Genomic DNA, 24833 nt, shown 5'->3' on the forward strand with positions numbered 1-24833 from the left:
CGTAAATATGATTTGTGCAGAACCATTACTTCCTGCTACCGCTGTTCCTAAGACATTGTTGTCTGCATCATATACTTTTACCACTTCGCCGACAGCTACGCCTGTAATATTCACTGTTCCTTGATCACCTGTGATATCAGTAATCGCAGCAGCTGGTGTTGGTGTGGTTGGAATCTCAATTCCACTGTACGGTAATGTTGTGATTTCTGTTTCGGTTCCATTTGTGGTTACTCGTACCGACAATTCCCCTTGGGCATTCGGGAAGGTAAAGTTCAAAATCGCTGTTCCGTCTGAACCAATTGTCGCTGTACCTAATAATTGATTATCTTCGCTATACACTTTTACAATATCGCCTGTTACACCATTCGCTACATTAACTGTTCCTTGTGCACCATCGATATTAGACAATACCGCTGTTGGTGTAGCTGGATCTACTGGAATCTGAATACCTTGATAATCAAATGTGTTTATTGTTGTTTCTACTCCATTTACAACTGTACGAACAAACAATCTACCTTGAGCTTTCAAAAATTTGAAATTAATGATAGCTTGTCCATCTAGGTTAGCTACGCCAGTACCTAGAATTTGATCATCGTCATCGTAGACTTTCGCTGTTTCTCCTTCAACCATGCCGATCACTGTGATTACTCCATCAACACCTTGTACTTGTGTAATCTGTGCTGTAGGTGTATCTGCTGGTGGAGCTACTTCTTCCGCTATATAATTCACATTTACAATATTACTATTAATTTGATTACGAGATAAAATAACCGATACTTGTCCACCTTCAGGCAACAGAGCAAGTTGGATAGTCACTAATCCGCTACCATCTGCTAATCCTGTACCTAATACAGTATTATTAGCATCTAGAACCCAAATCATATCTCCAGATTGGACATTGCTTACTTTGACTGTATCGTTACTACCAATATTATTAATTACTTGAACATCTGGTGCTGATAAAACTGGACCAGGTTCTGTTAGATAGACAACAGGTGTAGGTACACTATCTATATTACTGTGCGTATTTATCGCAGAAATCGTACCGCCTGTTGGATTTAACGTAAGATTGATAGTCACATTTCCAGATGAAGTTACCGTTCCTGTTCCTAAAATAGCACCTGCTTCAGATATAGTTACTTTATTACCTTCCGGTAAACCAGTAACAGTTACACTATCATTACTGCCAGCATTATTCAGAACAGTAATTGAAGCCGCTGGAATAGGAGGTACAATTTCTGTTGGATAATTTACAGAAACCGGCTGACTTTCTAATCCCAAATATTCTACAGTAGCACTAATCGCACCACCTGTAGGAATTAAAGTCAGATTAATAACTGTACTACCATTACCTTGAGCTGTTGCTGTACCAATAAGTTCAGAACCAGAATAGATATTTACTTTTTGACCTTCGTCTAGATCTTCAATCGTTACGGTATCGTCATCACCATAATTATTAGCTGGTATTACGTTTTCTGAAGGAATAGCTGGTAGCAAAACAGCACCATATCCAACTTGAATTGCTGTACTTTCGATAGTATTGCGAACCAGACTTACGCTGATTACACCACCTTTAGGCGCCAAATCAGTACTCACTTTTGCTAATCCATTTGCATCAGCAGGACTTGTACCAATTAATGTACCGTTAGCATACACATTGATAATATCTCCAGCTTGTAATGCTTTTACAGTTACTGAGGAGTTGCCTGCAATATCATTTACAATAGCTACATTTTCTTGTAAAAGAGCATCTACTACTTCTGTAGTATAGTTTGCGAGTGTAGGTGCACTTTCGACTCCATTACGAATCAAAGTCACTCCTACCGTACCACCGATTGGCAATAACGTTGTATTTAATGTAGCTTTGCCATCAGCTTGTGCTGTTGCAGTTCCTAATAATGAACCTGCTCCATATACATCAATACTGTCTCCTGCTGTTAATCCACTTACTTGTACAATATCGTTATCACCAGAGTTATTTGTAACTAAAATAGCATTAGCAGAAATAGAAGGAGTCACTTCTGCTCCATAAATCACTGCTGTTGCAACACTTTCGACTCCTTGATTTGTAATCGTTACCCCAACAGTTCCTCCAAGAGGTACTAAAGTAACATTTAATAAAGCAGTCCCTTGAGCATTCACTACACCTGTTCCAATTACACTTCCATTACCATATACGTTTACAATATTTCCAGCAGTCTGTCCTGTAACTTGAACAGTATCTGAATTTCCAGAAAGATTGGTTACGGTAATATTGGCTACTGGAATAGCAGGCACAACGACTCCACCATAGGTGATCGAAGTTGTTACACTGTCAATCCCATTTCGTGTAATTCCGACTCCAAGACTACCGCCTAAAGGATTAACAGCTACTGGAATCGCAACGATCCCTGTTACTCCTGCGGTTGCAGTTCCCAAAACCGTACCATTTCCATAGACTTTCACAATATCTCCGTTGGTCAAGCCACTGATTGTTGCTGTTGCACTCCCTGCAACAATAGGAGAAAGTGAAATCTGGTTAGTGGAGATTGGTGTTACTACTTCTGCCAGATAGCTTACTGCTGTTGGAGCACTATCTACTCCGTTATGATTCAAACTAACATTTAAACTCCCGCCAATAGGAGTTAGTACGACTGGAATTGTCACACTGCCTTCAGCATTGACTGTTCCTGTACCTAACACACCATCAGCATTGTATACATTTACCGTATCGCCAGCTAACTGACCTGTAACGACAACTGTATCTGAAGTATTTCCTGAACGATTATTCACCTGAATATTAGCTGATCCTACAACAGGAACAGTAATAGAAGGATAATTAACTGTTGTGGCTGCACTTTGTAGTAATCCTTGCTTAACAGTGACGCTCAGACTTCCACCTGTAGGAGTCAACACAACAGGTAAACTTAGACTACTCGCGGTTGCTGGAGCAGTAGCCAAAACGGTATTGCCTGAAGAAACGGTCACTATATCTCCTACATTCAAACCATTCACTTTAACTGTGGAAGTACCTCCATATGAATTGGTTACTGTAATATTTCCAGAAACGATAGGTGGAATAACCTGCGCTCCATAACTTACTGTAGTTGGAGTACTTTCAATCGTATTGCGTTTTAATGTAACCCCTACGCTACCTCCATCAGGAGTTAATGTAGTCGTTACAGTAGCAACACCACTCGCATTTGCTGTGGCATTACCAATAGCGGTTGTACCATTATAGACAGTGACTACATCTCCTGCACTTACACCTGTAACTGTCACTGTATCTTGATCACCATATTGATTATTAACAGTAATATTAGCGGCTGGAATAGAATTTAATACAGCACTTCCATACGTAAAAGCTGTTTTAGTACTTTCTGCGGTTCCTCGAACTGTACTAACATTGATTGTGCCACCACTTGGAACCAGTGTTGCTGCGATAACAGCGGTTCCTTGAGCATTGACGACACCAGATCCTAACAAAGTATTACTAGCATTATAAACAGAGATCGTATCTCCTTGAGTCTGTCCTGTTACGGTAACCGTAGAAGAACCGACGACTACATTATTCACACTGATTTGTGCTGAAGAAGGTGCAGTAGGAGCAGGAAGTATAATAAAATTTCCTTGCTGTGTTGCACTACCGATAGAAACATTTAATGTATTTTTGGAAGTTCCGGTAAATTGATACGTGCCAGCGGCAGGTAACGTTTTATTATTGAGGGTTAACGTTGTTGAAGGTAATAAAAGAAGAGCTGCAGTGCTAATCGTAACGGTCTGTCCATTGTTTGTAATTTCACTAGCTACCAAATTTCTACCATTGATCTGGTCAGACGTTGTGGCTTTAATTCCATTAGGCAAAGTATATGTGATACTACCCAACAGACTAATTACATCTCCTAAATTATAAGTAACACTCAAATTAGCTGATTGTCCAACAACTTGCACTCCATCTGCAGAAGTAATAGTCATTGAACCAACAGCAGCACTGGCGTACCTAGGCAAGCCTGTGAAAATCAAACTTACGATCAAGAATACTATGAATACCGAGTAGCTCCGCTTCTTCATATCTTTCTCCCCTTATTGTTTTAGTCAAATTACCTGTCGCGACAAATAACATTTCCTGTTATAGCTTACAGATTCATTTTCCTAGAAACAGCAACAGTTATATATAGACTTTATTTCCTATTTTATACATATTAGGAAATAGGAAAACCCTCCTCTTCCATTTATCGCCAAAAATAATAAAAAAGATCACCTTTTTTGAAAAAAAAGTGATCTTTTTTATTTAACCTATACTTTTGTTAAAAACAGCCGCAATTGCTTGTGCGCGATCCGTTACACTCATTTTATTAAAAATGTTTGTTAAGTGATTTTTGACAGTGTGTTCACTAATAAATAAAGCAGCCGCAATCTCTTTATTACTGGAAGCTTTGACGACTAGCTCCAACACTTCTTTTTCCCTCGGAGATAATCCAAATTCTTTGACAATGGCTTCTAGCCCACGTCCCTCTGCTACTTCAGCAGTTATCGCCCGAGGAATAGGTTTTTCTTCCATTAAGCTAATTTCCGTTTGTAAAGTATGACGACTCAGCATAAATAAACGGAATTGGCTGATTAATGAAGGATCGATATTAGTAAATTGTGAATCATTCATTAGCTGGATATCATTATCACCCGAAGCAGCCAAAGCAAACACTAACACCATCGTCTGTCCACCTTTGCTATACACACGGGAAGCCGTACTATTTTGATTCTGTTGAATCTGTTTAAAGTCTTCAATCATTTCTGCTTCTTGTTCAAACAAGTGAGGAAAACTACGTAAAGTTGCCGGATCTGTAAACGACATTAAACAAGCACGCGCTATTGTTTCTCCTTCGTCTTTACGTAAACCGCCCCATAATGCAAATTCCATCACTATTTTCTGTGCATCTGTCGCCAGTTGATATTGAGCTACATTCCACTCGCGAATCGATTCATGCAAAATATGCGCAAAGCGATTACTGTTAGATAAAAATTGTTGCCGATCATAAAGTAGCTTCATAATTACACTACCCATTGTCGCCAAAGCGGACAAAATCTCGCGACACTCTTCGCCTTCTTGCTCATCTGCGATAGCTACAGCAAGTACAGCTCTGGTTTTATCTGCGTACACGATAGGATACTCAATCATCAATGATGAAGGCACAGCACGATTCAGGTATGAATGTGTGGCTGGTTGATTATTTCCATTTTCCAGATAACGACGAGCAATATCTCTGGCATATGTTTCTCCATGAGGACTTTCCATACCACGAGCCACCATCTGCACTTTTTCATCTTCACTCGCCCGATGAACTACAATAGAAGCAGATGGGCTCCATACCAGATTGAGACTCATATCCACCAGCATAAATAGGACACGCTGAATATCTTGTACCGATACCATCACACTGGCTAGCTCCATCAATGGCTTGAAGCGCTGAATCTGCTTTTCCATACGACTATGAGTAATATGGTTACCAATATACCAACCAATCAACGAGATCAGTGTTTCTTCAAAACGAATATTGCTATTGGTTGATACTTTTTCTTCTAAACCGATTCCAAATAATAGCCCGTAATTTTCATCATCATAACGAATAGGAAAGCACTGTACTTCGTAGATCGAAGCCAACCCTTTTTGTAGAAAAAAGTGACTGCGCGGATCTCTACCTACATCTTTCCAGTGGCTTAATTGCTCGCTAAGTACAGCCTGACCGAGAAAGCCTTCGCCCTCGTGGAAAATAGCTCCTTTTAATTCAGCAGCAGCCGGCCCTGTACTGCTCACGATACGATATGTGCCTGAAGATGTTTTCAAAGCAAATCCAAACACATCTGCTAGATCACTAGAAGCAAGTACAGCTCGTGTCACTTCTTCAATAGGCAGATTTCGACTGGAATCTGATCGTAACGTTTCATTCAGAGTAGTCAGACGTTCTGCAAATTTTTTCTCTTTGTACCCTGACTTTAAAATAAGAGCGATCGCTTTAGATAATTTGTTGATCTTATCTTTTTTGTACTCTATCTGCTGAAAATCATCTTCTTGTACTGCTTGTATCCGTTCTCTCATAACTCGGAAAATTTCAGCAGGTTCTTTCATATCAGGGCTGTTGTAATTCTCGTGATCTATAATCGTCTGCTTTGTATTTTTTTGAATGATAATACCTGCCCAGATATACATCTCAATCGGTTGCTGATCTATACTCACAGGTGAAATAATCCACTTAATACCCGGTATCCACTGATCAGACAAAGCAGTAACTCGAAGTCCTTTGAGCTTATCGATTTCTGTTTTCAACATACTTTCAAGTTCTTTTGGATACGTTGTAAAAAGAGAAGCGATTTCAACATCTGAAGGCGTACTTAGTAAATGCCCTTCATCATTAGTGATAAAAATAAACAAACCGGTAAGTTCCGCATACACATTTTGGAGTTCCTGACAGCTGTCTAAGTTATCATTCATAAAATAGCTTTCAATCATAAGCATTCATGTCCACTTCTGTCTGAATGTACGGTGTTTTATAACGGTAAATCGCACGCGTACCCTGACCGTTTTTTTCAAGAATAGACAATTCAGTCAAACGATTTAAAGCACGTTCAATCAAATTCGCGTTTCGTCCCAGTCGTTTGGACATACCGGTACTTGTTTCTAAAGCATAAGGATTGTTTTCAAAAAATAAAGTACATTCCATCTGTAGTGTAATTACATCGCTTTCTGCAACCATAGAAGCTTAACCCCTCCTTAAACAAGCCGAACAAATGGTTTTTCAGGAATATTCGTAACAATATGCGGTGCAGAAACACGACCACTTGGTGATTTAGTGACTTGTAAATACTGATAATTACCATCTACCCATGTTTTGATAACACCATTGCATGTTCTTTCTAAAAATGATGCTGTTTCTTTGCCTATTTCACTAAAATTGCAGTGCGCCATAACAGTAATTCCTAATGCACGCCACAATGAAATTTCTTCAGAGAAATAACGCATCACAAAATCTTTACCTCGTTCAGAAATAATCGTATTTAGATCGTAGTAAATAAACCAACGCTTATTACGTAATTTTTCACATTCAAAAATAGGCGAAAGCTTACTATTAAGTGTATTTGCATAATCTTCATTTTTGACATCGTCTACACGAATCAATGCTTTTTCAAGTTCTCCATCGACAGCACGTTTGTAATGCTCAATAAAATGAGCTTTTCCTTCCGCAGCCGCTTCACGCAAAGAAACGCCAAATAAATCAACCGTATCTGCAAACATATCAAGTGTCGTATTCCCAGACATCATCGTAACAGTACAATCATCATCTTTGAGACGTTGCGCATAAATAGAAGATAACAGATAACGATAATTGGCTTTGCTATTCGTATCAATCATAAAGACACTACCTTTCGGAATGCCTCCCATCAATAGCTCGTTCAAACAATCCATACCTGTCGAAAGTACTTCTGTTTCCTGAATTAAGATTTTATCTTCAGCCATAGATAATGAAGGAATCACATAGACTCCATTTTCAATAAATTTATACGTATGTTCTCCCTCTAAAATACGAGTACCACGCATCTTTAATACTTCGATAGTTCGTTTACGGTATTTTTCCATAAGAGGTTTGAGAGACAAGCGAATAATCCCATCACAAATATAATTCTCGAAAGGGATATTCATTCCTTCCACTTCTGAATATTCTCTTATAAAAAAAGAAGTTAAGGCATGCTTGCGCATAATATTACGAATAGTATAGACATTCGCTCTGGCTTCTTGTTCACTGCTCATTAAGCGAAATAAACTGATACTATCCATGACTACACGCTTGCAACCAATTTCTTTGATCATCTGTTCAAAGAGTCCATTCGGTTCAAGCATTTGCTCTAATAAAATCTCCGGTTCTATACAGATCACGCGTAGCAAATTACGCCGTTCCAACTCTTTCAAATTCCAACCGAACCGTTCCATATCATCGTAAATTTGTTCAGGAAGTTCTTCAAATGTAATGTATATCCCTGGCTCATTATGTTTCATAGCACCTTCAACCAAAAACTGCATGCCTATTGTAGTTTTTCCTGTGCCTGGTTCGCCTTCTAAAATGACGACGCCTCCTGGCGGTATGCCTCCACATAAAATATCATCCAGTCCCGGGATACCTGTACTAATTGGCTGTTTTAATGTACTTTTATACTCAGCTTCACTTTTTTGCATGTAGTGTTCCCTCCATCTGTAGAATATTTTAGTTAAGCAAGGGACAGCTTGTTACGATGATAACTTTATCTTAATTATAGCAAGGCTTTATCAATAGAAGGAAGCAAATTTCCAATTTTGGTAAGTGAGCCAAAAAAGACATTATATCCACAACCTTTTTTACCATATTTTACTTGTTATTATATGATATAAATAAAGATAATCCTACTATTTTGAATCCCCAATAATTACTTTTAAAATATAATTCTTCTATAGAAGAAATTATATTTATCGAATGCTCCCAATCACTTAGAATAACAAAAGACCGACGATCTAAGGGTCGTCGGTCTTTTGTACAACTTGTAGACTATATAAAGTGTTATTAACCTTCTAACGCTGTTTTAAACTCTTCAGAAGATTGGTTCCACCATTCTTCATTATGAGCGACTAATAATTTTTTGAGTGCTGCTTTTTCTTCGCTTCCTAGACCTTCTAACATAATACGGCGCTTGATAGCATAATCTAACTTATTCACATGCTCTGCGAGAATTTTCCAACCTTTTTTCTCTTCTTCATTAATCCACATTTCACAAGCAGTAGCACCAGCGTAATTGACACCTTCAGCTAATTTATCGACTGCTACCCAGACTAACCATACTTGACGACCACCATTCACTTCTTCGCGGTTCGTCGTAAATTTGATTCCTTTTTCTACTTTACTTTTGGCATGCATTGCACCAACATCGATTTTTGCTTCGCCATGGTCTATAATGATAGGGGACACATTATTGAGGTTAATAGCTCCTGCTCCAAAACCTTTATGTTTACTGCTTTTTGCACTACTACTTACAATATTAAGTGACATCGACTTTTTACTTGGTTGATTTTCATCCATATTGTTCGAATACTCCTTTGTGGGGTCAGTATAAATAAGGTTATTATACATAGATTTATAGTTCAATTTATTATTCATATTGTAGCGAATATTGAGTTAAAAGCCAATAAAGTCGATTACTGTCATAGATTTTCATAAAAAAAGGGAAAAAACGTTAATTATTACAACGGTCGAACCGAATAAAGTATATATAGTGATCATAATTATTCAATAAACGTCATGATATGAGCAAAAGATTAAAATTTTTTAACTTTTAAAAAAGCTGTAACCACAGGCTTTTATAGAGATTTGATACGAAAATATAAAAACAAATCTTAAAAACAGATGAATAAAGGTTTGCCAAAGTAAAAAACCTCTGGTAGAATAAATCCAGTGAGATTTTAGTAACAACTTTGTAAACTTTAAAACTAAATGCTGTAACCTTTATAGCAACTGAAAATTTTGTCGTTTTGTCGTAGTAATCCGTATACGGTACACACCACGCTTTGAGCCAAATTCCGTGGTACCGGGAAACGGGGGAACCGTTTTGGGTGAATTGATCTTGTTTCAGAGGGATCATAGGGGAATACCTTCTACCGAATCCTTAAGCTAACCTCGTAGGCAATTGGAAGGGGACAATCGATTTTGAACATGAAAAAGAAACTAACAGCCGCAGTAATGGGACTTGCTATTGCATTTACGTCACTTGGAGTAACAAGTGCGCATGCAGATTCTAAAATGGATCAAGTTATTGATGGAGCTATTGGAACACCTTATCGTATTGGTGGAACATCTTTCAGCGGTTTTGACTGCTCAGGATTTACACAATATGTATTCAGCAAAATGAACATTGATCTTCCTCGCCAATCTAGTTCTCAATACCAAGTCGGTGAGCCTGTATCAAAAAGTGATTTAATTGCTGGAGATCTGTTATTTTTCAATACTACCGGGGCTGGCGTTTCACATGTAGCAGTTTATGTAGGAAATGGTAACTTCGCACACGCTTCTACTTCCAAAGGTGTGAGAATTGACAGTTTGAGCATGGATTACTATCAAAATCGTTACGTTGGTGCTAAACGTGTTATGAGCGATTCCACATATAACACCTTCGCAACTGACAATTAATCATCGTATTTACAACTCATATAAATTAACCTATAACCATTGAAGATTCCCGCCAGAATCTTTAGTGGTTTTTTTATGTTCCTATATAAGTAAGACGTATCAAACACCTAATAGGTTACATAAAATCGTAAATTTATATAAAATTGTTCTTTATAATTATGTCTACTTATTATTAACCTACTCGTAATTATGGTAAACAGGATATTGCAAATTTTTTAAGATTTTTTTATGGTAGATACAAAGTACAGTCAGAGGAGGTTAGATCATGAGCTCACTGCCACATTCTATTTTTCATACGATTCCTTTGACAGAACAACATGCTGCTGAAGTATGTACATGGGTATACGATCCTCCTTATAATATTTACGGTTGGATGCCCTGGGCACAAATGAAAGAATTAGGAATTGAGTTCGGCGATCCAGAGATTCGGCAACAACAATACTTATCGGTACTGGATCAAAAAGAACAGTTAGCCGGGTTTGCTCAACTTTTTCCATTGGGAAATACGATACGTTTAGGTATTGGCATGCGCCCTGATCTGTGCGGTCATGGTTATGGAGAAGCTTTTGTAGAGGCTATTGTAAAAACGGCTCAAAACCGTAATGCTACAGCAGAAATTGATTTGGAAGTGTTAACTTGGAATCAACGTGCTATTCGTACGTATCAAAAAGCAGGTTTTTATATCACAGACATGTATGAACGTAGAACGCCTGATGGTATGAAGCCTTTCTATTGTATGGTCTATCAAGCTCCTCCTCATACACGCTATCTTGATCTTGATATATAAACCAACAAAAAGCACAGCGTAGATGATTTTCTAATCCATCTGCGCTGTGCTTTTGCTATATCCATATTTATTGATATCTGGTTAGATCAAAGTTACAAATGTCATCTCTTCTTTGCCAATCAAAATATCAATACGATGTGTATCTGCATCATAAATGACTACTCCACTACCTACATAGATCGTCGATTGTGAACCAAGCGCAAAAAATAAGTCCTCTGCCAATGCTTCATTTACTTCATTTCGTTCAGCTTCAGCAAGTACTTCCCACTCTTGAGGTTCCATATCAAAAAACAAATAACTGTCTGGAATCATCGCTACTGCTGATGTTAAATCACTCAATATCGCTTCATAATCTCTTCCATGCTTAACGCCCATACTTAACCTCCCGATCTGTCGATATTGTTACAATTTCCAACTTATTTACATTATAACGCAAATATACACTAAAAAACTCTTAATAATGCAGCATATCTTGTCGATAAAAGAGTATCAGATGTTTTTGGAGAACACATCATTACATGGAAGTGAATGATGAGAAAGATAAACTATTATACTCACGGACGAGGTGTATTATGCAAATTTCAACAATTATCGGTCTAATACTAGGTTTGGGTTCACTTATATTCGGTATGCTTTTAAAAGGGGCCCCTCTTATCAATCTGGTAAATAACCCAGCCGCTTATGTCATTATTTTTGTCGGTACAGCAGCAACAATCTTTATGGCGTTTCCAATGAATGAAGTAAAACGTCTAGGTAAATTATTCAAAGTAGCTTTTGTTCAACAAAAATTAATGGACAAAAAAGATCTGGTAGGTATGTTTATGGAATGGGCTTCGATCACACGTCGTGAAGGTCTACTTGCTTTGGAATCTAAAGTTGAAGAAATTGATCATCCTTTCCTTCGTAACGGAATGCGTATGATTATTGATGGTAATGATCAAGAGTTTGTACAAGATGTATTGATGGAAGATATTAATGCCACTGAAGAACGTCACCGTTCAGGCGCACTTCTTTTCTCACAAGCAGGTATGTATGCTCCTACACTGGGTGTACTTGGAGCGGTAGTAGGTCTGATTGCTGCGATGGCGGATTTGACTGACTTGGAAAAGCTTTCTCATGCGATTGCAGGTGCTTTTATGGCAACATTGCTCGGTATTTTTAGTGGTTATGTATTATGGCATCCTATAGCGACTAAGCTTAAACGTTTATCCAAAGCTGAAGTAGAAGTTAAATTAATGATGGTAGAAGGTTTATTATCGATTCAATCCGGTGTATCTACTATTGCGATTAGTCAGAAATTGGCTGTGTTCTTGACACCTACTGAAAATGCAAAAATGAACAGTGAAGAAAGTAGCGGTGGTACGGTAGGGGAGGCGGTAGCTAGTGAGTAAAAAAGGTAGACACGAGCCTCATGAAGAACATGCAGATGAAAGTTGGTTGCTTCCTTACTCTGACTTAATGACCCTTTTGCTAGCATTATTTATTACTCTATTTGCTATGAGTTCATTAGATGCATCCAAATTTCAACAAATGGCAGCAGCCATGAATGCAGCTTTTACCGGTGGTACAGGCGTTCTGGATCAAAATGCTATGGAAGAAACAAGTGGACAAACACCTAAATCCGATGATAATGAAACACCAGCTTCTGCGGCTTCACCTGCGGATAATACTCAAAAAAGTAAAGAAAGTTTACGTGAAAAACTTAAACAGCAAGAACAAGAAAATCTAGAGAAATTAAAACGTCAACTAGACAGCTACATCAAAAACAATGGATTAAGCCAGCAGTTAGCTACCAAGCTTAATCAATCTCAATTAAGTATTACGATTAGTGATAATACATTATTCGCTTCAGGACGAGCTACAGTGAAGCCTGAGTCGCGTATACTCGCCAAATCGATCTCAAATATTCTACAACAATTCCCGGATTACGATATTATCGTTTCAGGTCATACCGATAATATTCCGATCTCTAACTCTCAGTACGAATCGAACTGGAATCTGAGTTCAGATCGAGCACTTAACTTTATGAAAATTCTATTGTTAAACAACAAGCTAGATCCTCGTAAATTCAGTGCAATCGGATATGGACAATATCGCCCTGTAGCTAGTAATGCTACTAATCTAGGACGTGCAGAAAACCGCCGGGTAGAAGTATCGATTATTCGTAAGTATGTAGATGAAGATGTTAATCCTACACTTCAATCGATGGCCAACAACGGCAAATAACCATACAACCAAAAAGAAACATTAGATATATATCTAATGTTTCTTTTTTTTATTTCAAAATAATCACGATAGATTGAAAATAGAGAATAGTTTGCCTAAAATAGAATACGGGCTAATTTTTATTATTTAGATATAGTTATCCACAACTTTTTCCGCTAAAACGGTATCATTTTCGTTTTTTAAGAGTTATCCACAGTTCTATCCACAACGTGTTAACAACGAATATCTGTTCGATGTACAAGTAAAGAAAGTATCCACAGTGAAAGGTTGGGTTTATTATTTCTCAAGAAGTACATGAGTATTGGATGCGAGAAGCAATAGCCGAAGCTCGCAAAGCTGAACAGCTCGGTGAAGTACCGATCGGAGCGATTGTAGTTAAAGATAATGTGATCGTTGGTCGAGGTTATAATTTACGTGAAACTTCATTCGATGCTACTGCTCATGCTGAAATTATAGCGATTAGACAGGCTAGTGAAACATTGAGCGCCTGGCGATTATTAGATTGTACCCTTTATGTTACTTTAGAACCTTGTCCGATGTGTGCAGGAGCAATTGTACAGAGTCGTGTGCCCACTGTAGTCTATGGAACTGTAGATCCCAAAGCAGGCTGTGCCGGTACATTGATGAACCTGCTACAAGAACCTAGATTTAACCATCGTACAGAGATCATTACAGATATATTGCAACCTGAATGTGCGCTACTATTAACTGACTTTTTCAAGCAGCTACGCTTGCGACTGAAAAAGTGCAAACCGTTACAATCATAATTCTGAATAAGGAGGGGTTGTATGTCGCTAACATTGTCTGATAGTACATTAGGTATTTATATTCGTTTACTTGAGCCAGAGGATGCTTCTGCCCTTCTCCAATTACGAGTGAATAGTCGCGAAGCCAATCAAGCATTTGAACCGAGATATCCTAATGAATTTTTTACACTTCCTAGTCAGTTGGACTTGATCTATCGCAGACAACAAGAAGCCTGGGAAGATAAAGCCTATCTATTTGGCTTATTTTCTTCGGAAGGTCATGAGTTATTAGGAACGTTATCTCTAACACATCTGGTACGGGGTGTCGGCCAATTTGCAGACATCGGTTATTCTATGGATTATAGCTTTCAAGGCAAAGGGTATATGACCGGTGGTGTACAATTGCTTTTAGCGTACGCTTTTCGCTCTCTAGGGCTTCACCGGGTACAAGCAGGTATTTTGCCTCATAATATAGCTTCAAGGCGTGTACTGGAGAAATGCGGCTTTCAAGCAGAAGGAATTGCACGCAAACTGGTCAAAATTAATGATCAATGGGAAGATCATCAGATGTTTTCGATTTTAGAAGAAGAATTTACACGATTAGCGCTAGATTCTAATGCAGGTACTTCTCGATCATAAATAATTTAGTTGTACCTATATTCACTGCAACCATCAAAAAAAGCTCACTGCATATACGCAGTGAGCTTTTTCTTACCAATGATTAGTTAGCACCGTACATAGAACCAACTTGTTTTTGGAATTCATCCATTGTAACTACATCCGCATCTGCTGGAATACCAATAGCAAATGTTTGTTTTTCGTTGATTTTAGAATATTGACTGCTACCATCTAAAGACAATTTCACATTTTGTTTGGTATCAGGATCAGAGAATACAGCATCCATTACCATTTGTTGATATACAGGGAAATCATCTTTGTTGATTGCTGTATTAATATGGAATTGATTTAGCGTTAAATATTTATCTAATTCGTTAACAGATTTGCTGAAGCTGTTTTGAGAATCTTCAGATTGAAGTTCTTTTTTCATTTCATCAATATCTGTTTGTTTGATATTCAAAGCATTACGGTATTCTTCTTTAGACAATACATCCAATACAGCCGGCAATGCTTGTTTTACGAAGATCGTTACTGCTTCTTTAGCATTGTCATTCGTTACTGCGAATTGAACAACTTGCTTAGCGTCTACACCTTCAGGAAGAGCAGCGTCTTTTGTATCTACATCTTTGAAGTATTTAGCTTGGTCATATTTGTCTAGAACAGCATTAGACAAGTCTTGAGTTAATTGTTGTGTTGTAGCTGGGCTTAAAGGTTTGTATTCTTGACCTTGTTGAGCAGCCAGTTCTTTTAGATCCAATTTCAAGAATTTACCTACCAATGTATCAGGCAATGCCAACATTGGGATTTGTGGAATCTTCACATATAGAACTTCTTGAGTCATCACCATAGGCACTGTAAATGTCATTGCCATATCGCCACTCAATTTCAATTCCATATTCAATTCTGTTTGCATTGGGTCACCTTGGTATACCCCTGTTACATTGAATTCTGCATTTTTAAGTAAACTTGCGATCTGTGCACTTTGAGCATCTGTTGTTGCTTTTCCATCAGCAGTAGTGAAAGATAATTCATTTACTTTCAACTTCGTTGCTATCGCATAAGATGTCATTTTAGCCGCGTTGGTTGTTGCCGCCTTTACCGCTTCTTTCGGTTCAGCTTTCTTTGTACAACCTACAAGTGCAACTGTAAGTATCATGAGCATAACTAACAGCCCAAGTGTCATTCTTTTTTTCATTTTATTACCCCTCTCTTTTTTTACAGCGATGAAGTTTTACTTCATTTTCAAAATACGACAGGTATAAAGCCAGCATACATAATAACCCATTTTAGCTAATTTTGAAATACAAAAACTCAAAATTGGTTATTAATATCTATATTTTATAAGTACACCGACAATAAAGCTTTTACCAACATACCATACATTTTGGAAAATGAAGTTACACTTTGTTAATGGATATCTTTTTTCTTGAATCTTCCACCTTTAACATCATGGATATTACCAACAGCCATAAAGGCAGTCTCATCAAAATGATTCACAATTTCTTTTAACTTTGCTTCTTCTAAGCGAGTAATAACACAGAAAATAACTTTCTTCTCTTCGCCAGAAAATCCACCTTCACCGGATAAATACGTGACGGTTCGTCCCAGACGATGAATAATAGCATCTCCGATATCCTGAATACGATCACTTATAATCCATACCGACTTGGATTGATCCAGACCATCAATCGTAATATCGATGACTTTGGTAGCAATATAATACGCAATAATCGAATACATCGCTCGATCCCATCCAAATACAAAGCCTGCTCCACACAGAATAAATACGTTGATAATCATAACAATCTCGCCTACTGAAAAAATAGACCGTCGCGACAATAAGATTGCTACAATCTCTGTACCATCCAATGATCCACCAGAACGCAACACAAGCCCTGTTCCTAATCCGAGAAACATACCTCCAAATACAAAGGCAAGTACAGTTTCTTTAACGAATGCTTCTACAGGATGCAATAAAAATGTACCGATCGACATCACCGTTATACCTAGCAACGTAGACAAAGCGAATGTTTTACCTATTTGCTTATAACCAATAATCAAAAACGGAATATTAATCACAAATAGAAACAGACCTAATTGCCACTTGGTGATATAAGACAAAATAATAGATATGCCTGTGATGCCACCATCTGTAATATTGTTAGGAACCAGAAACAGCTCTAGTGCGACAGCTACAATCATAGCGCCTAGCACGATAAGCAATGTGCGCATTACTGTACTTTTCAAAGACCTTCTGCTGTGCTTGATTGGCACAAATGTTGATAAATCGGGAGGTTGATTCATATCTACCATGGTATGTCCTCCTATTCTTATGTACGTAGAGATACAGCGTTTGGTAACATGTTTTTCTTTAAGTAGATGATGGGTGACACAATGACATACCATATGATCAGGAGTTCATAATCTATATATCATAGTATTCACTATTTATTATGACATAAAATAGTGGGTTGTCCCACAAAAATCAAATACATACTTATAAAATTCCTTATACTTTCTCATACTTTATCAATGAACAACAAAAAAGCCGCTCCTCTAAAGGAACGACTTGGATTTAAATATATGGCGGAGAGGGTGGGATTCGAACCCACGTGGAGTTGCCCCCTAACGGTTTTCAAGACCGCCCCGTTATGACCGCTTCGGTACCTCTCCAGAAAAGCTTTATCAATCTTGCACAACATAAATATCATATCATGGATTTTAAGATTTGACAAGCTTTTTATAAAAAAAGATTTAAAAAATTATTTTTTGCTTGTAATTGCTTCTGCCCCGCGCATATATGGACGCAATACTTCAGGGATAATGACAGTTCCATCTTCCTGCTGATAGTTCTCTAGAATCGCTGCCACAGTACGACCTACAGCTAATCCTGAGCCATTTAACGTATGCAAAAATTCAGGCTTGCTCTTCGTATCTTGACGGAAACGGATATTTGCACGACGTGCCTGGAAATCCTCTACATTCGAGCAAGAAGAGATTTCGCGGTACATATTACTCTCAGGCAACCATACTTCCAAATCATACGTCTTAGCGGCTGTGAAGCCCATATCACCAGTACATAGGGACAACACACGATAAGGCAGACCCAATAACTGCAATACACGTTCTGCATTAGCCGTCATTTTTTCTAATTCATCATAAGAAGTCTCAGGTTGTACGATTTTGATCATTTCTACTTTGTTAAATTGATGTTGGCGAATTAAGCCACGCGTATCACGACCAGAAGCACCTGCTTCAGAACGGAAACATGAGCTGTACGCAACATAATGTTTTGGTAATTGATCGGCTGGCAAAATCTCTTCACGATGATAATTGGTCACCGGTACTTCTGCTGTAGGAATAAGATAATATTCAGTGTCATTTAACTTAAATAAATCTTCTTCAAACTTAGGAAGTTGCCCTGTACCTACCAGACTATCTTTATTTACGATATAAGGAGGTAAGATCTCTTCATACCCATGCTCACTGCTATGCAGATCCATCATAAAGTTAATCAATGCACGTTCTAATCTTGCTCCAAATCCTTTATAAAAAGCAAAACGTGAACCTGTCACTTTAGCAGCAGCTTCAAAATCGATAATATCTAGATCTTGAGCAACATCCCAGTGTGCTTTCGGGGTAAAAGTAAATTCGCGTGGCTCTCCATGACGACGAATTTCTACATTATCGTCTTCAGAAGCACCAATCGGTACACTGCTATGAGGAATATTAGGAATAGATAGCATCATCATATCGATTTGTGCTTCTAATTGACGAATTTCTTCATCTAATCCTTTAATACGATCGGACACTTCACGCATTTCAAGAATTAATTCTTCTGCATCTTCTTTATTCTTTTTACGTTTAGCCACATCGCCAGATACTACATTGCGGCGATTTTTAAGTAATTCTGTTTCTTGTAGCAATTCACGACGCTTAGAATCAAGTGCAGGAAATTCTGCGATTAAATCTAACGATTTGCCACGGCTTTGCAATGCTTGTTCTACACGTGCATAGTCATTACGTAATATCTTTACGTCTAACATCTATAAACCCTCCTAATGAAAATAACCTTAACTCCTGGTTCTCTTTTCCGCCGTCAAGCTTCATCTTTTTTAGAAAAGAGTGAATGCTTTATACCGGGCAAGTGAGAACTTGCCGCCATCTGTATCAGGAGAAATTCCTCATAACAGAAGCTGCCAAGAGTTAAGGTGTCATGTATTTAAACGTTCTAGCTAATTACAACATTTGATTATTTATGAGAAACATACTCTTGCACCATGTCTGCGAAATACTGATGCAAGCGATAATCATCTGTTAACTCTGGATGAAATGAACAAGCTAACAAATGCCCTTGTCTTGCTGTTACAATCTCATCGTGATACGTAGACAGTACTTGTACACCTTCTCCAACTTCTTGAATAAGAGGAGCACGTATAAATACTGCTCGAATCGGCTCGTCGATCCCAACCACATCAAGATCCGTTTCAAAGCTTTCGCGTTGTCTGCCAAAAGCATTACGTGAAACAGTCATATCCATCAAAGAAAGATGGGGTTGATCCTGCCCGGCAATTCGTTCTGACAATACAATCAGTCCCGCACACGTTCCAAAAAGTGGCTTCCCTTGCTGTGAAAATTGCTGGATAGCTTCGATAAATCCATACTTACGCATTAATTTACCAATAGTAGTACTTTCCCCGCCAGGGATCACCAATCCATCAATTTCTTCTAGTTGCTCGATACGTTTGATGCTGATTGCTTCTGCACCTGCTAGTTGAAGGCTTTTCAAATGCTCTGCAACAGCACCTTGTAATGCTAATACACCAATCTTCATGGTCTACCTTCTTTCTTACCAGCCACGATCCTGCATACGTTCTGAAGGAGCCAATTTGGAGATTTCGATACCTTTCATAGGAGCACCCAAATTTTTGGATACTTCTGCAATCAATTTATAATCATCATAATGTGTCGTTGCTTCAACGATAGCACGTGCGAATTTCTCAGGGCTATCTGATTTGAAAATACCAGAACCTACGAATACTCCGTCTGCTCCCAAATACATCATCAATGCCGCATCTGCTGGAGTTGCAATGCCACCTGCTGCAAAGTTAACGACTGGAAGGCTACCTGCTTCATGTACACCTACTAATAGATCGTAAGAAACACCAAGATTTTTCGCTTCAGCATATAATTCATCTTTAGACATATTCGTTACTTTACGAATTTGGCTATTAATAAAACGCATATGACGAACAGCTTCTACAATATTACCTGTTCCTGGCTCACCTTTAGTACGAATCATAGATGCACCTTCACCAATACGACGAAGAGCTTCTCCCAAATCTTTAGCACCACACACAAACGGAACTGTAAATTCGTGTTTATCAATATGGAACACTTCATCCGCTGGAGTCAAAACTTCACTCTCATCCAGATAATCTACGCCTAGGGATTCCAATACTTTAGCTTCTACATAATGACCAATACGAGACTTCGCCATTACCGGAATAGATACAACTTTCATGACTTCTTCTACGATCGTTGGATCAGCCATACGAGCTACGCCACCAGCAGCGCGAATATCAGAAGGCACACGTTCAAGAGCCATAACTGCTGTTGCACCAGCAGCCTCTGCAATTTTAGCTTGCTCTGCATTCATAACGTCCATAATGACGCCGCCTTTTTGCATTTCTGCCATACCTCTTTTAACTCTGGATGTACCGGTTTCCATGTTCATGCCCCCTGAATTCGATATATAACATAAGATTATTCTTCGATTACAAAGACTATTTATACTCCATACGGAATCATAAATAACTGGATGCTTACACCTCAAATTCATCGCTAAATTTGAGACAGAATCTAACTCATCATTTTACAGTAGAGCTATTGAATATACAATACATTTGATAGGATCATCTCTATTACAGTCAGACAACTTTTAGATATTAAAACATATTTTTAGCAGAATCGAACAAATCAACGAACAAATCGCCAATAGCCCGGAAAAATAATCGTATCCAGCTACCTTTTTCTACAGGTTCTGCGGCAATCAAGTTTACGGTTTCTACTTGATCTTCTGGCATATTGGAATCTTTATACGTGTACGTAATCGTTCCTAATGCTTTACCTGCTTCTATCGGTGCTGTACGTGTTGCTTCGTTTGCTGCAGCTACAGTATATGTTACGTTTTTAGGTGTAGTCCCTTTAGGAACAACAACATTAACAGCCGCATCTGTTACTACAGGAACTTCTTTAGCTGTACCTTTCACCACTGGAAGAGACGCAAGACCAGATACTGCTGCTTTTGCTCCAACAACTTGCTTCACTTCAAAGTTATCAAATCCATAATCAAGAATCTTTTTCGTTTGAATAAAGCGCTCAGGCTCAGAGGTCGTACCCATTACAACGCTAATCAGGCGCATGCCATTACGTTCAGCTGTACCTGTAAAACATTGTCCTGCCGCATTCGTATGACCTGTTTTTAGACCGTCTAATCCTTTATAAGCATAAGCTTTAAAGTTAGTAATCGACGCATTGGATTCTAACATCCAGTTCCAGTTTACAACCGGATCTTTATCAGTTGGACGGAATTTGAAAGATTGAATTTTAGTAACATCATTAAAATCAGGATGATCATCTACAATATGTTGAGCTAACAACGCTGTATCCATCGCAGACATGATCGTTTCTTGATTTGAATCCGGTCTTGTTGCAGCAGGCATATCTGCAATATCTAAACCTGTAGAGTTAGCAAAATGAGCTGTTTTCATTCCGAATTCTTTTGCTTTTTCGTTCATAATTTTAACAAAATCTTGCTCGGTTCCACCAATAAATTCTGCTAATGCTACTGAAGCATCATTTGCTGATCCAATCGCCATCGCTTTGTATAGATCAAGTACTGTATGCTTGTCACCTTTAGCCAAAAATACGCGTGATCCGATTTGAGCAGCAGCATTTTCAGATACGGTTACAACATCATCCCATTTAATTTTACCTTGTTTTACATAATCAGATACTAGATATTCTGTCATCATTTTGGACATACTTGCAGGTGGTAATGCTTCATCTGCATTAATAGATAACAAAATCTTACCTGTAGAAGCTTCCATTAAGACAGCCGATTTCACATCCAAACCAAGCGATTCAGCAGTAGGTAATTTGCCTGTAGCATTTGAAGTTGCTGCTGTAGACTTACTGTCTGTTGTGGTACTCTTCGAATCTGTAGCAGATGCCGCAGCCATCGTAACTGTAGGAATAACCGCCATACAGAACATATTTGCTACCATAATAACTGTGATTCCCTTTTTAACCATTTGACGTTTCGACTTATTCCAAATTCCGTTTTCTAACCATTTGTTGCGTTTCAATGTGCTGATGCTCCCCTCAAATGTTTAAGCATGTAAATGTTGTTCAAAGACCACCTACTACTTTATTGCAATTCAATTCAAAATAAACTTGGTATATATAAACGTACCAAGACCTTATTAGGAGCCTATTCCAAATAAGTAGCTTACAGTTATATGAACGGTACAATTTAACCTAAATTAAATTCAAAAATAGTCATACAATCCAATAAATTCGTATAAATCCCTACAATTTCTTGTTTCTGGTCATTATGTATTCCTATATAGAGATATATACCGAAAATTACCGAATATCACAACGACTTTCTCATTTTAACATACGGTTAAACGCAAAAAAAGACAAGCTTGTCTTAAAATCACAAGCTTGTCTAAACGTCAATTAAAATGTAAAAGAAGAAGCTTTAAAATTCTTATTCTTTTGCTCATTTTCTGCTTTATTATATTTGTAATTTTAGCATTATCTAAAACTCAGCTAGAGCGCTATATCATTCTAATTACATCGAATAGTTAGGCGCTTCTTTTGTAATTTGAATATCATGCGGATGACTTTCACGCAATCCTGCACCTGTAATGCGAATAAACTGAGTATCGTTACGCAATTCAGTTAAATCAGCTGTACCACAGTAACCCATACCAGAACGAAGACCACCGATCAACTGATGAATCGTTTCAGACAATGGCCCTTTATAAGCGACACGTCCTTCAATACCTTCAGGAACAAGCTTTTTATCATCATCTTGGAAATAACGATCTTTACTTCCTTGTTTCATAGCAGCCATAGAACCCATACCACGATATACTTTAAAACGACGACCTTGATAAATTTCAGATTCACCAGGACTTTCTTCTGTTCCAGCAAATAGACTTCCTAGCATAACTGCATCAGCACCAGCAGCCAAAGCTTTAGTAATCTCACCAGAATACTTAATACCACCATCTGCAATGATTGGAATACCATATTCACGAGCGACTGTTGCACAATCGTAGATCGCAGTAATTTGCGGTACACCAATACCTGCAATTACGCGTGTTGTACAGATTGAACCTGGTCCAATCCCTACTTTAACAACAGAAGCACCTGCTTGGATTAGATCACGAGTCGCTTCACCTGTTGCTACATTACCTGCTACAATAGTAAGTTCAGGGAACATAGAGCGTAGTTTGCGTACAGCATCTAAAATATTAATATGGTGACCATGAGCCGAATCCACTACTAACAAATCGACACCTGCATTTACTAATGCTTCCGCACGTACAAACGAATCTTGAGATACGCCAATAGCTGCGCCTACTAACAAACGTCCTTGAGCGTCTTTCGCTGCATTAGGGAATTGAATAGCTTTTTCAATATCTTTAATCGTAATAAGACCTTTAAGAATATTGTTTTCATCTACCAAAGGTAATTTTTCGATTTTGTGTTTTTGCAATAGTACTTCTGCTTCTTGTAAAGTAGTTCCTACAGGAGCAGTTACTAATTTTTCGCTAGTCATAACTTCTGTAATATCAATATTATAATCATGAATAAAACGAAGATCACGATTGGTAATAATACCAACTAACGTATTGTTTTCATCTACGATAGGTACACCAGAGATACGGTATTTTGCCATAACTGCTTCAGCATCAGATACTTTTTTGTCCGGTGTCAAAGAAAATGGATTTGTAATAACGCCACTTTCAGAACGTTTTACACGATCTACTTCTTCTGCTTGTTGTTCTACAGACATGTTTTTGTGAATGATACCAATACCGCCTTCGCGAGCCATAGCGATTGCTAGAGCTGCTTCGGTTACTGTATCCATTCCTGCACTAATCAAAGGAATATTCAATTTTACATGCTTGCTCAGAACTGTAGCAACACTTACTTCTTTTGGTAAAACTTCGGATTTACGGGGTACCAACAAGACATCATCAAATGTTAGTCCCTCTTTAGCAAATTTTGTTTCCCACACAAGGATGTTCCTCCCTTATTCTTTTTTAATTCTATAATAAAAAAACCTTACACAAATAAGGCGTTAAAATAGCTGAAAATGAGTTTCTGCATTAGTTTCTGAAAATATATTATTGCAATCTTAGCAAAGCGTATTACAGACTGTCAAGAATGTTAAAGTATTATCTACATTTGGTTTCTCCTCGCAAACGAATGTCCACCTACTAGAGACATTAATATTCTTTTTTCCTTATTTATCAAGGAAAAGAAATATAAGTATACTGTTAAAAACGAACTTTTTACTTCTTATAAGATCATGAAAAGATGATAACTTTTCTTATTTTGCTTAATCAGTATATGGAGATCATATATATAAAGATTAGAAGAAAGATAGGAAGTCATTAGAACATCGTTTTCCAATCAAGCTGAATTTAGGTAAAAGTAAAGGGGGAGGAAAGTTAAAGCAAATCATACTGATGCAAGAAATATCCAGAGCAGTAAGACAAAGAACGTGACGAGGTAGTTACAGAGGTAAATACAAAGAGATAGTCAATAGAAGATACTGAAATGAGAATACTACAGGTAAGGATAGCAAGAAAAGCAGAGAGATAAGAAATAATACAGTAAGTGACACAGAACACCTAAACACAGAATAATAACCCCAACCCTACAGAGCCCTACCCATCCCATACCAAGAGATCCCAGAGATCACAAGCTGGGGTACCACCTTAGTTATCAGCTACCTAGCAACAACATTCTAATCCTATCCCCTATTCTTATCTTCCACAACTCCACTCTCTCTTTCCTAGACCCTTGTCCCTCCCTGCCTTACCACTCAATAAAAGATTTTCAACACAAAAAAAGAGCGACTCCTTAGTAAGGAATCACTCTTTCGATCTTGCTCGCTGCTTGGCAACGTCCTACTCTCCCAGGACCCTGCGGTCCAAGTACCATCGGCGCTGGAGGGCTTAACGGTCG

The 24833-nt window shown here is 38.1% G+C and carries 19 protein-coding genes, 1 tRNA gene and 1 riboswitch; of the genes, 6 read left to right on the plus strand and 14 right to left on the minus strand.

What is annotated here, in order from left to right; genetic code table 11:
- The 5 genes from ACFSGI_RS22380 to ACFSGI_RS22400 all read right to left on the minus strand — a co-directional run.
- A partial coding sequence (locus tag ACFSGI_RS22380) for a beta strand repeat-containing protein (protein ID WP_379284476.1) occupies positions 1 to 4050 on the minus strand: 4050 nt, incomplete at its 3' end.
- Positions 4051 to 4270: 220 nt separating this feature from the next.
- Positions 4271 to 6484, minus strand: a complete 2214-nt coding sequence (locus ACFSGI_RS22385; RefSeq protein ID WP_379284478.1) for a LuxR C-terminal-related transcriptional regulator — start codon at positions 6482 to 6484, stop codon at positions 4271 to 4273.
- Positions 6477 to 6728, minus strand: coding sequence for a hypothetical protein (locus ACFSGI_RS22390; protein WP_069328928.1), 252 nt, complete (start codon positions 6726 to 6728; stop codon positions 6477 to 6479). The genes ACFSGI_RS22385 and ACFSGI_RS22390 overlap by 8 nt, the downstream gene beginning before the upstream one ends.
- A 17-nt stretch (positions 6729 to 6745) precedes the next feature.
- Entirely contained in the window at positions 6746 to 8203 is a 1458-nt protein-coding gene (locus ACFSGI_RS22395; RefSeq protein ID WP_204827346.1) for an ATPase domain-containing protein, read from the minus strand.
- Positions 8204 to 8564: 361 nt separating this feature from the next.
- Positions 8565 to 9077 carry a YwhD family protein gene (locus ACFSGI_RS22400; RefSeq protein ID WP_204827347.1) on the minus strand — a complete coding sequence of 171 codons (513 nt, stop codon included), beginning with the start codon at positions 9075 to 9077 and terminating at the stop codon, positions 8565 to 8567.
- A 478-nt stretch (positions 9078 to 9555) separates the two neighbouring features.
- Positions 9556 to 9695: riboswitch (cyclic di-AMP (ydaO/yuaA leader) on the plus strand.
- 12 nt (positions 9696 to 9707) lie between these two features.
- Between ACFSGI_RS22400 and ACFSGI_RS22405 the strand changes: the two genes are divergently transcribed.
- Positions 9708 to 10181: a C40 family peptidase gene (locus ACFSGI_RS22405; protein WP_204827361.1), complete on the plus strand. Its 474-nt coding sequence runs from the start codon at positions 9708 to 9710 to the stop codon at positions 10179 to 10181.
- Between the two features lie 274 nt (positions 10182 to 10455).
- The gene (locus ACFSGI_RS22410) at positions 10456 to 10968 is read left to right on the plus strand and encodes a GNAT family N-acetyltransferase (protein WP_379284487.1); all 513 of its coding nucleotides are present in this window, start codon (positions 10456 to 10458) and stop codon (positions 10966 to 10968) included.
- Between the two features lie 81 nt (positions 10969 to 11049).
- Here the strand turns inward: ACFSGI_RS22410 and ACFSGI_RS22415 are convergent, their stop codons facing one another.
- Positions 11050 to 11343: a hypothetical protein gene (locus ACFSGI_RS22415; protein ID WP_204827349.1), complete on the minus strand. Its 294-nt coding sequence runs from the start codon at positions 11341 to 11343 to the stop codon at positions 11050 to 11052.
- A gap of 197 nt (positions 11344 to 11540) precedes the next feature.
- Between ACFSGI_RS22415 and motA the strand changes: the two genes are divergently transcribed.
- The 4 genes from motA (at position 11541) to ACFSGI_RS22435 (ending at position 14579) form a co-directional block, all read left to right on the plus strand.
- Positions 11541 to 12359 (plus strand): flagellar motor stator protein MotA, encoded by an 819-nt coding sequence (gene motA / locus ACFSGI_RS22420; RefSeq protein ID WP_204827350.1) that lies wholly within the window; start codon positions 11541 to 11543, stop codon positions 12357 to 12359.
- Positions 12352 to 13194, plus strand: coding sequence for a flagellar motor protein MotB (motB, locus tag ACFSGI_RS22425; RefSeq protein WP_204827351.1), 843 nt, complete (start codon positions 12352 to 12354; stop codon positions 13192 to 13194). Before motA ends, motB begins: the two co-directional genes overlap by 8 nt.
- A 278-nt stretch (positions 13195 to 13472) precedes the next feature.
- Complete coding sequence (gene tadA / locus ACFSGI_RS22430; RefSeq protein ID WP_204827362.1) at positions 13473 to 13961, plus strand: tRNA adenosine(34) deaminase TadA; 489 nt, start codon at positions 13473 to 13475, stop codon at positions 13959 to 13961.
- Positions 13962 to 13982: 21 nt separating this feature from the next.
- Positions 13983 to 14579, plus strand: coding sequence for a GNAT family N-acetyltransferase (locus ACFSGI_RS22435; RefSeq protein ID WP_204827352.1), 597 nt, complete (start codon positions 13983 to 13985; stop codon positions 14577 to 14579).
- 82 nt (positions 14580 to 14661) lie between these two features.
- Here the strand turns inward: ACFSGI_RS22435 and ACFSGI_RS22440 are convergent, their stop codons facing one another.
- The 8 genes from ACFSGI_RS22440 to guaB form a co-directional block, all read right to left on the minus strand.
- The gene (locus ACFSGI_RS22440; RefSeq protein ID WP_204827353.1) at positions 14662 to 15753 is read right to left on the minus strand and encodes a hypothetical protein; all 1092 of its coding nucleotides are present in this window, start codon (positions 15751 to 15753) and stop codon (positions 14662 to 14664) included.
- Between the two features lie 212 nt (positions 15754 to 15965).
- Positions 15966 to 16871, minus strand: a complete 906-nt coding sequence (locus ACFSGI_RS22445) for a YitT family protein (RefSeq protein WP_204827354.1) — start codon at positions 16869 to 16871, stop codon at positions 15966 to 15968.
- A 271-nt stretch (positions 16872 to 17142) separates the two neighbouring features.
- Positions 17143 to 17231 (minus strand) — tRNA-Ser (locus ACFSGI_RS22450).
- An 89-nt stretch (positions 17232 to 17320) separates the two neighbouring features.
- Positions 17321 to 18604 carry a serine--tRNA ligase gene (gene serS, locus ACFSGI_RS22455; RefSeq protein WP_204827355.1) on the minus strand — a complete coding sequence of 428 codons (1284 nt, stop codon included), beginning with the start codon at positions 18602 to 18604 and terminating at the stop codon, positions 17321 to 17323.
- Between the two features lie 206 nt (positions 18605 to 18810).
- Positions 18811 to 19392 (minus strand): pyridoxal 5'-phosphate synthase glutaminase subunit PdxT, encoded by a 582-nt coding sequence (pdxT, locus tag ACFSGI_RS22460; RefSeq protein ID WP_204827356.1) that lies wholly within the window; start codon positions 19390 to 19392, stop codon positions 18811 to 18813.
- A gap of 15 nt (positions 19393 to 19407) precedes the next feature.
- A complete protein-coding gene (pdxS, locus tag ACFSGI_RS22465; protein ID WP_204827357.1) occupies positions 19408 to 20289 on the minus strand; it encodes a pyridoxal 5'-phosphate synthase lyase subunit PdxS in 882 nt (293 codons plus the stop codon).
- A 217-nt stretch (positions 20290 to 20506) separates the two neighbouring features.
- Complete coding sequence (locus ACFSGI_RS22470) at positions 20507 to 21928, minus strand: D-alanyl-D-alanine carboxypeptidase family protein (RefSeq protein ID WP_379284484.1); 1422 nt, start codon at positions 21926 to 21928, stop codon at positions 20507 to 20509.
- 491 nt (positions 21929 to 22419) lie between these two features.
- A complete protein-coding gene (gene guaB / locus ACFSGI_RS22475) occupies positions 22420 to 23877 on the minus strand; it encodes an IMP dehydrogenase (RefSeq protein ID WP_204827358.1) in 1458 nt (485 codons plus the stop codon).
- Positions 23878 to 24833: the final 956 nt, after the last annotated feature.

This window comes from Paenibacillus nicotianae (assembly GCF_042681745.1).
Taxonomy (GTDB): domain Bacteria; phylum Bacillota; class Bacilli; order Paenibacillales; family Paenibacillaceae; genus Saccharibacillus; species Saccharibacillus nicotianae.

Coding starts and splice junctions, on each gene's coding strand:
- ACFSGI_RS22385 (WP_379284478.1), bottom strand. CDS start 6,484: ATGATTGAAAGCTATTTTATGAATGATAACTTAGACAGCTGTCAGGAA.
- ACFSGI_RS22390 (WP_069328928.1), bottom strand. CDS start 6,728: ATGGTTGCAGAAAGCGATGTAATTACACTACAGATGGAATGTACTTTA.
- ACFSGI_RS22395 (WP_204827346.1), bottom strand. CDS start 8,203: ATGCAAAAAAGTGAAGCTGAGTATAAAAGTACATTAAAACAGCCAATT.
- ACFSGI_RS22400 (WP_204827347.1), bottom strand. CDS start 9,077: ATGGATGAAAATCAACCAAGTAAAAAGTCGATGTCACTTAATATTGTA.
- ACFSGI_RS22405 (WP_204827361.1), top strand. CDS start 9,708: ATGAAAAAGAAACTAACAGCCGCAGTAATGGGACTTGCTATTGCATTT.
- ACFSGI_RS22415 (WP_204827349.1), bottom strand. CDS start 11,343: ATGGGCGTTAAGCATGGAAGAGATTATGAAGCGATATTGAGTGATTTA.
- motA (WP_204827350.1), top strand. CDS start 11,541: ATGCAAATTTCAACAATTATCGGTCTAATACTAGGTTTGGGTTCACTT.
- ACFSGI_RS22435 (WP_204827352.1), top strand. CDS start 13,983: ATGTCGCTAACATTGTCTGATAGTACATTAGGTATTTATATTCGTTTA.
- ACFSGI_RS22440 (WP_204827353.1), bottom strand. CDS start 15,753: ATGAAAAAAAGAATGACACTTGGGCTGTTAGTTATGCTCATGATACTT.
- ACFSGI_RS22445 (WP_204827354.1), bottom strand. CDS start 16,871: ATGGTAGATATGAATCAACCTCCCGATTTATCAACATTTGTGCCAATC.
- serS (WP_204827355.1), bottom strand. CDS start 18,604: ATGTTAGACGTAAAGATATTACGTAATGACTATGCACGTGTAGAACAA.
- pdxT (WP_204827356.1), bottom strand. CDS start 19,392: ATGAAGATTGGTGTATTAGCATTACAAGGTGCTGTTGCAGAGCATTTG.
- pdxS (WP_204827357.1), bottom strand. CDS start 20,289: ATGGAAACCGGTACATCCAGAGTTAAAAGAGGTATGGCAGAAATGCAA.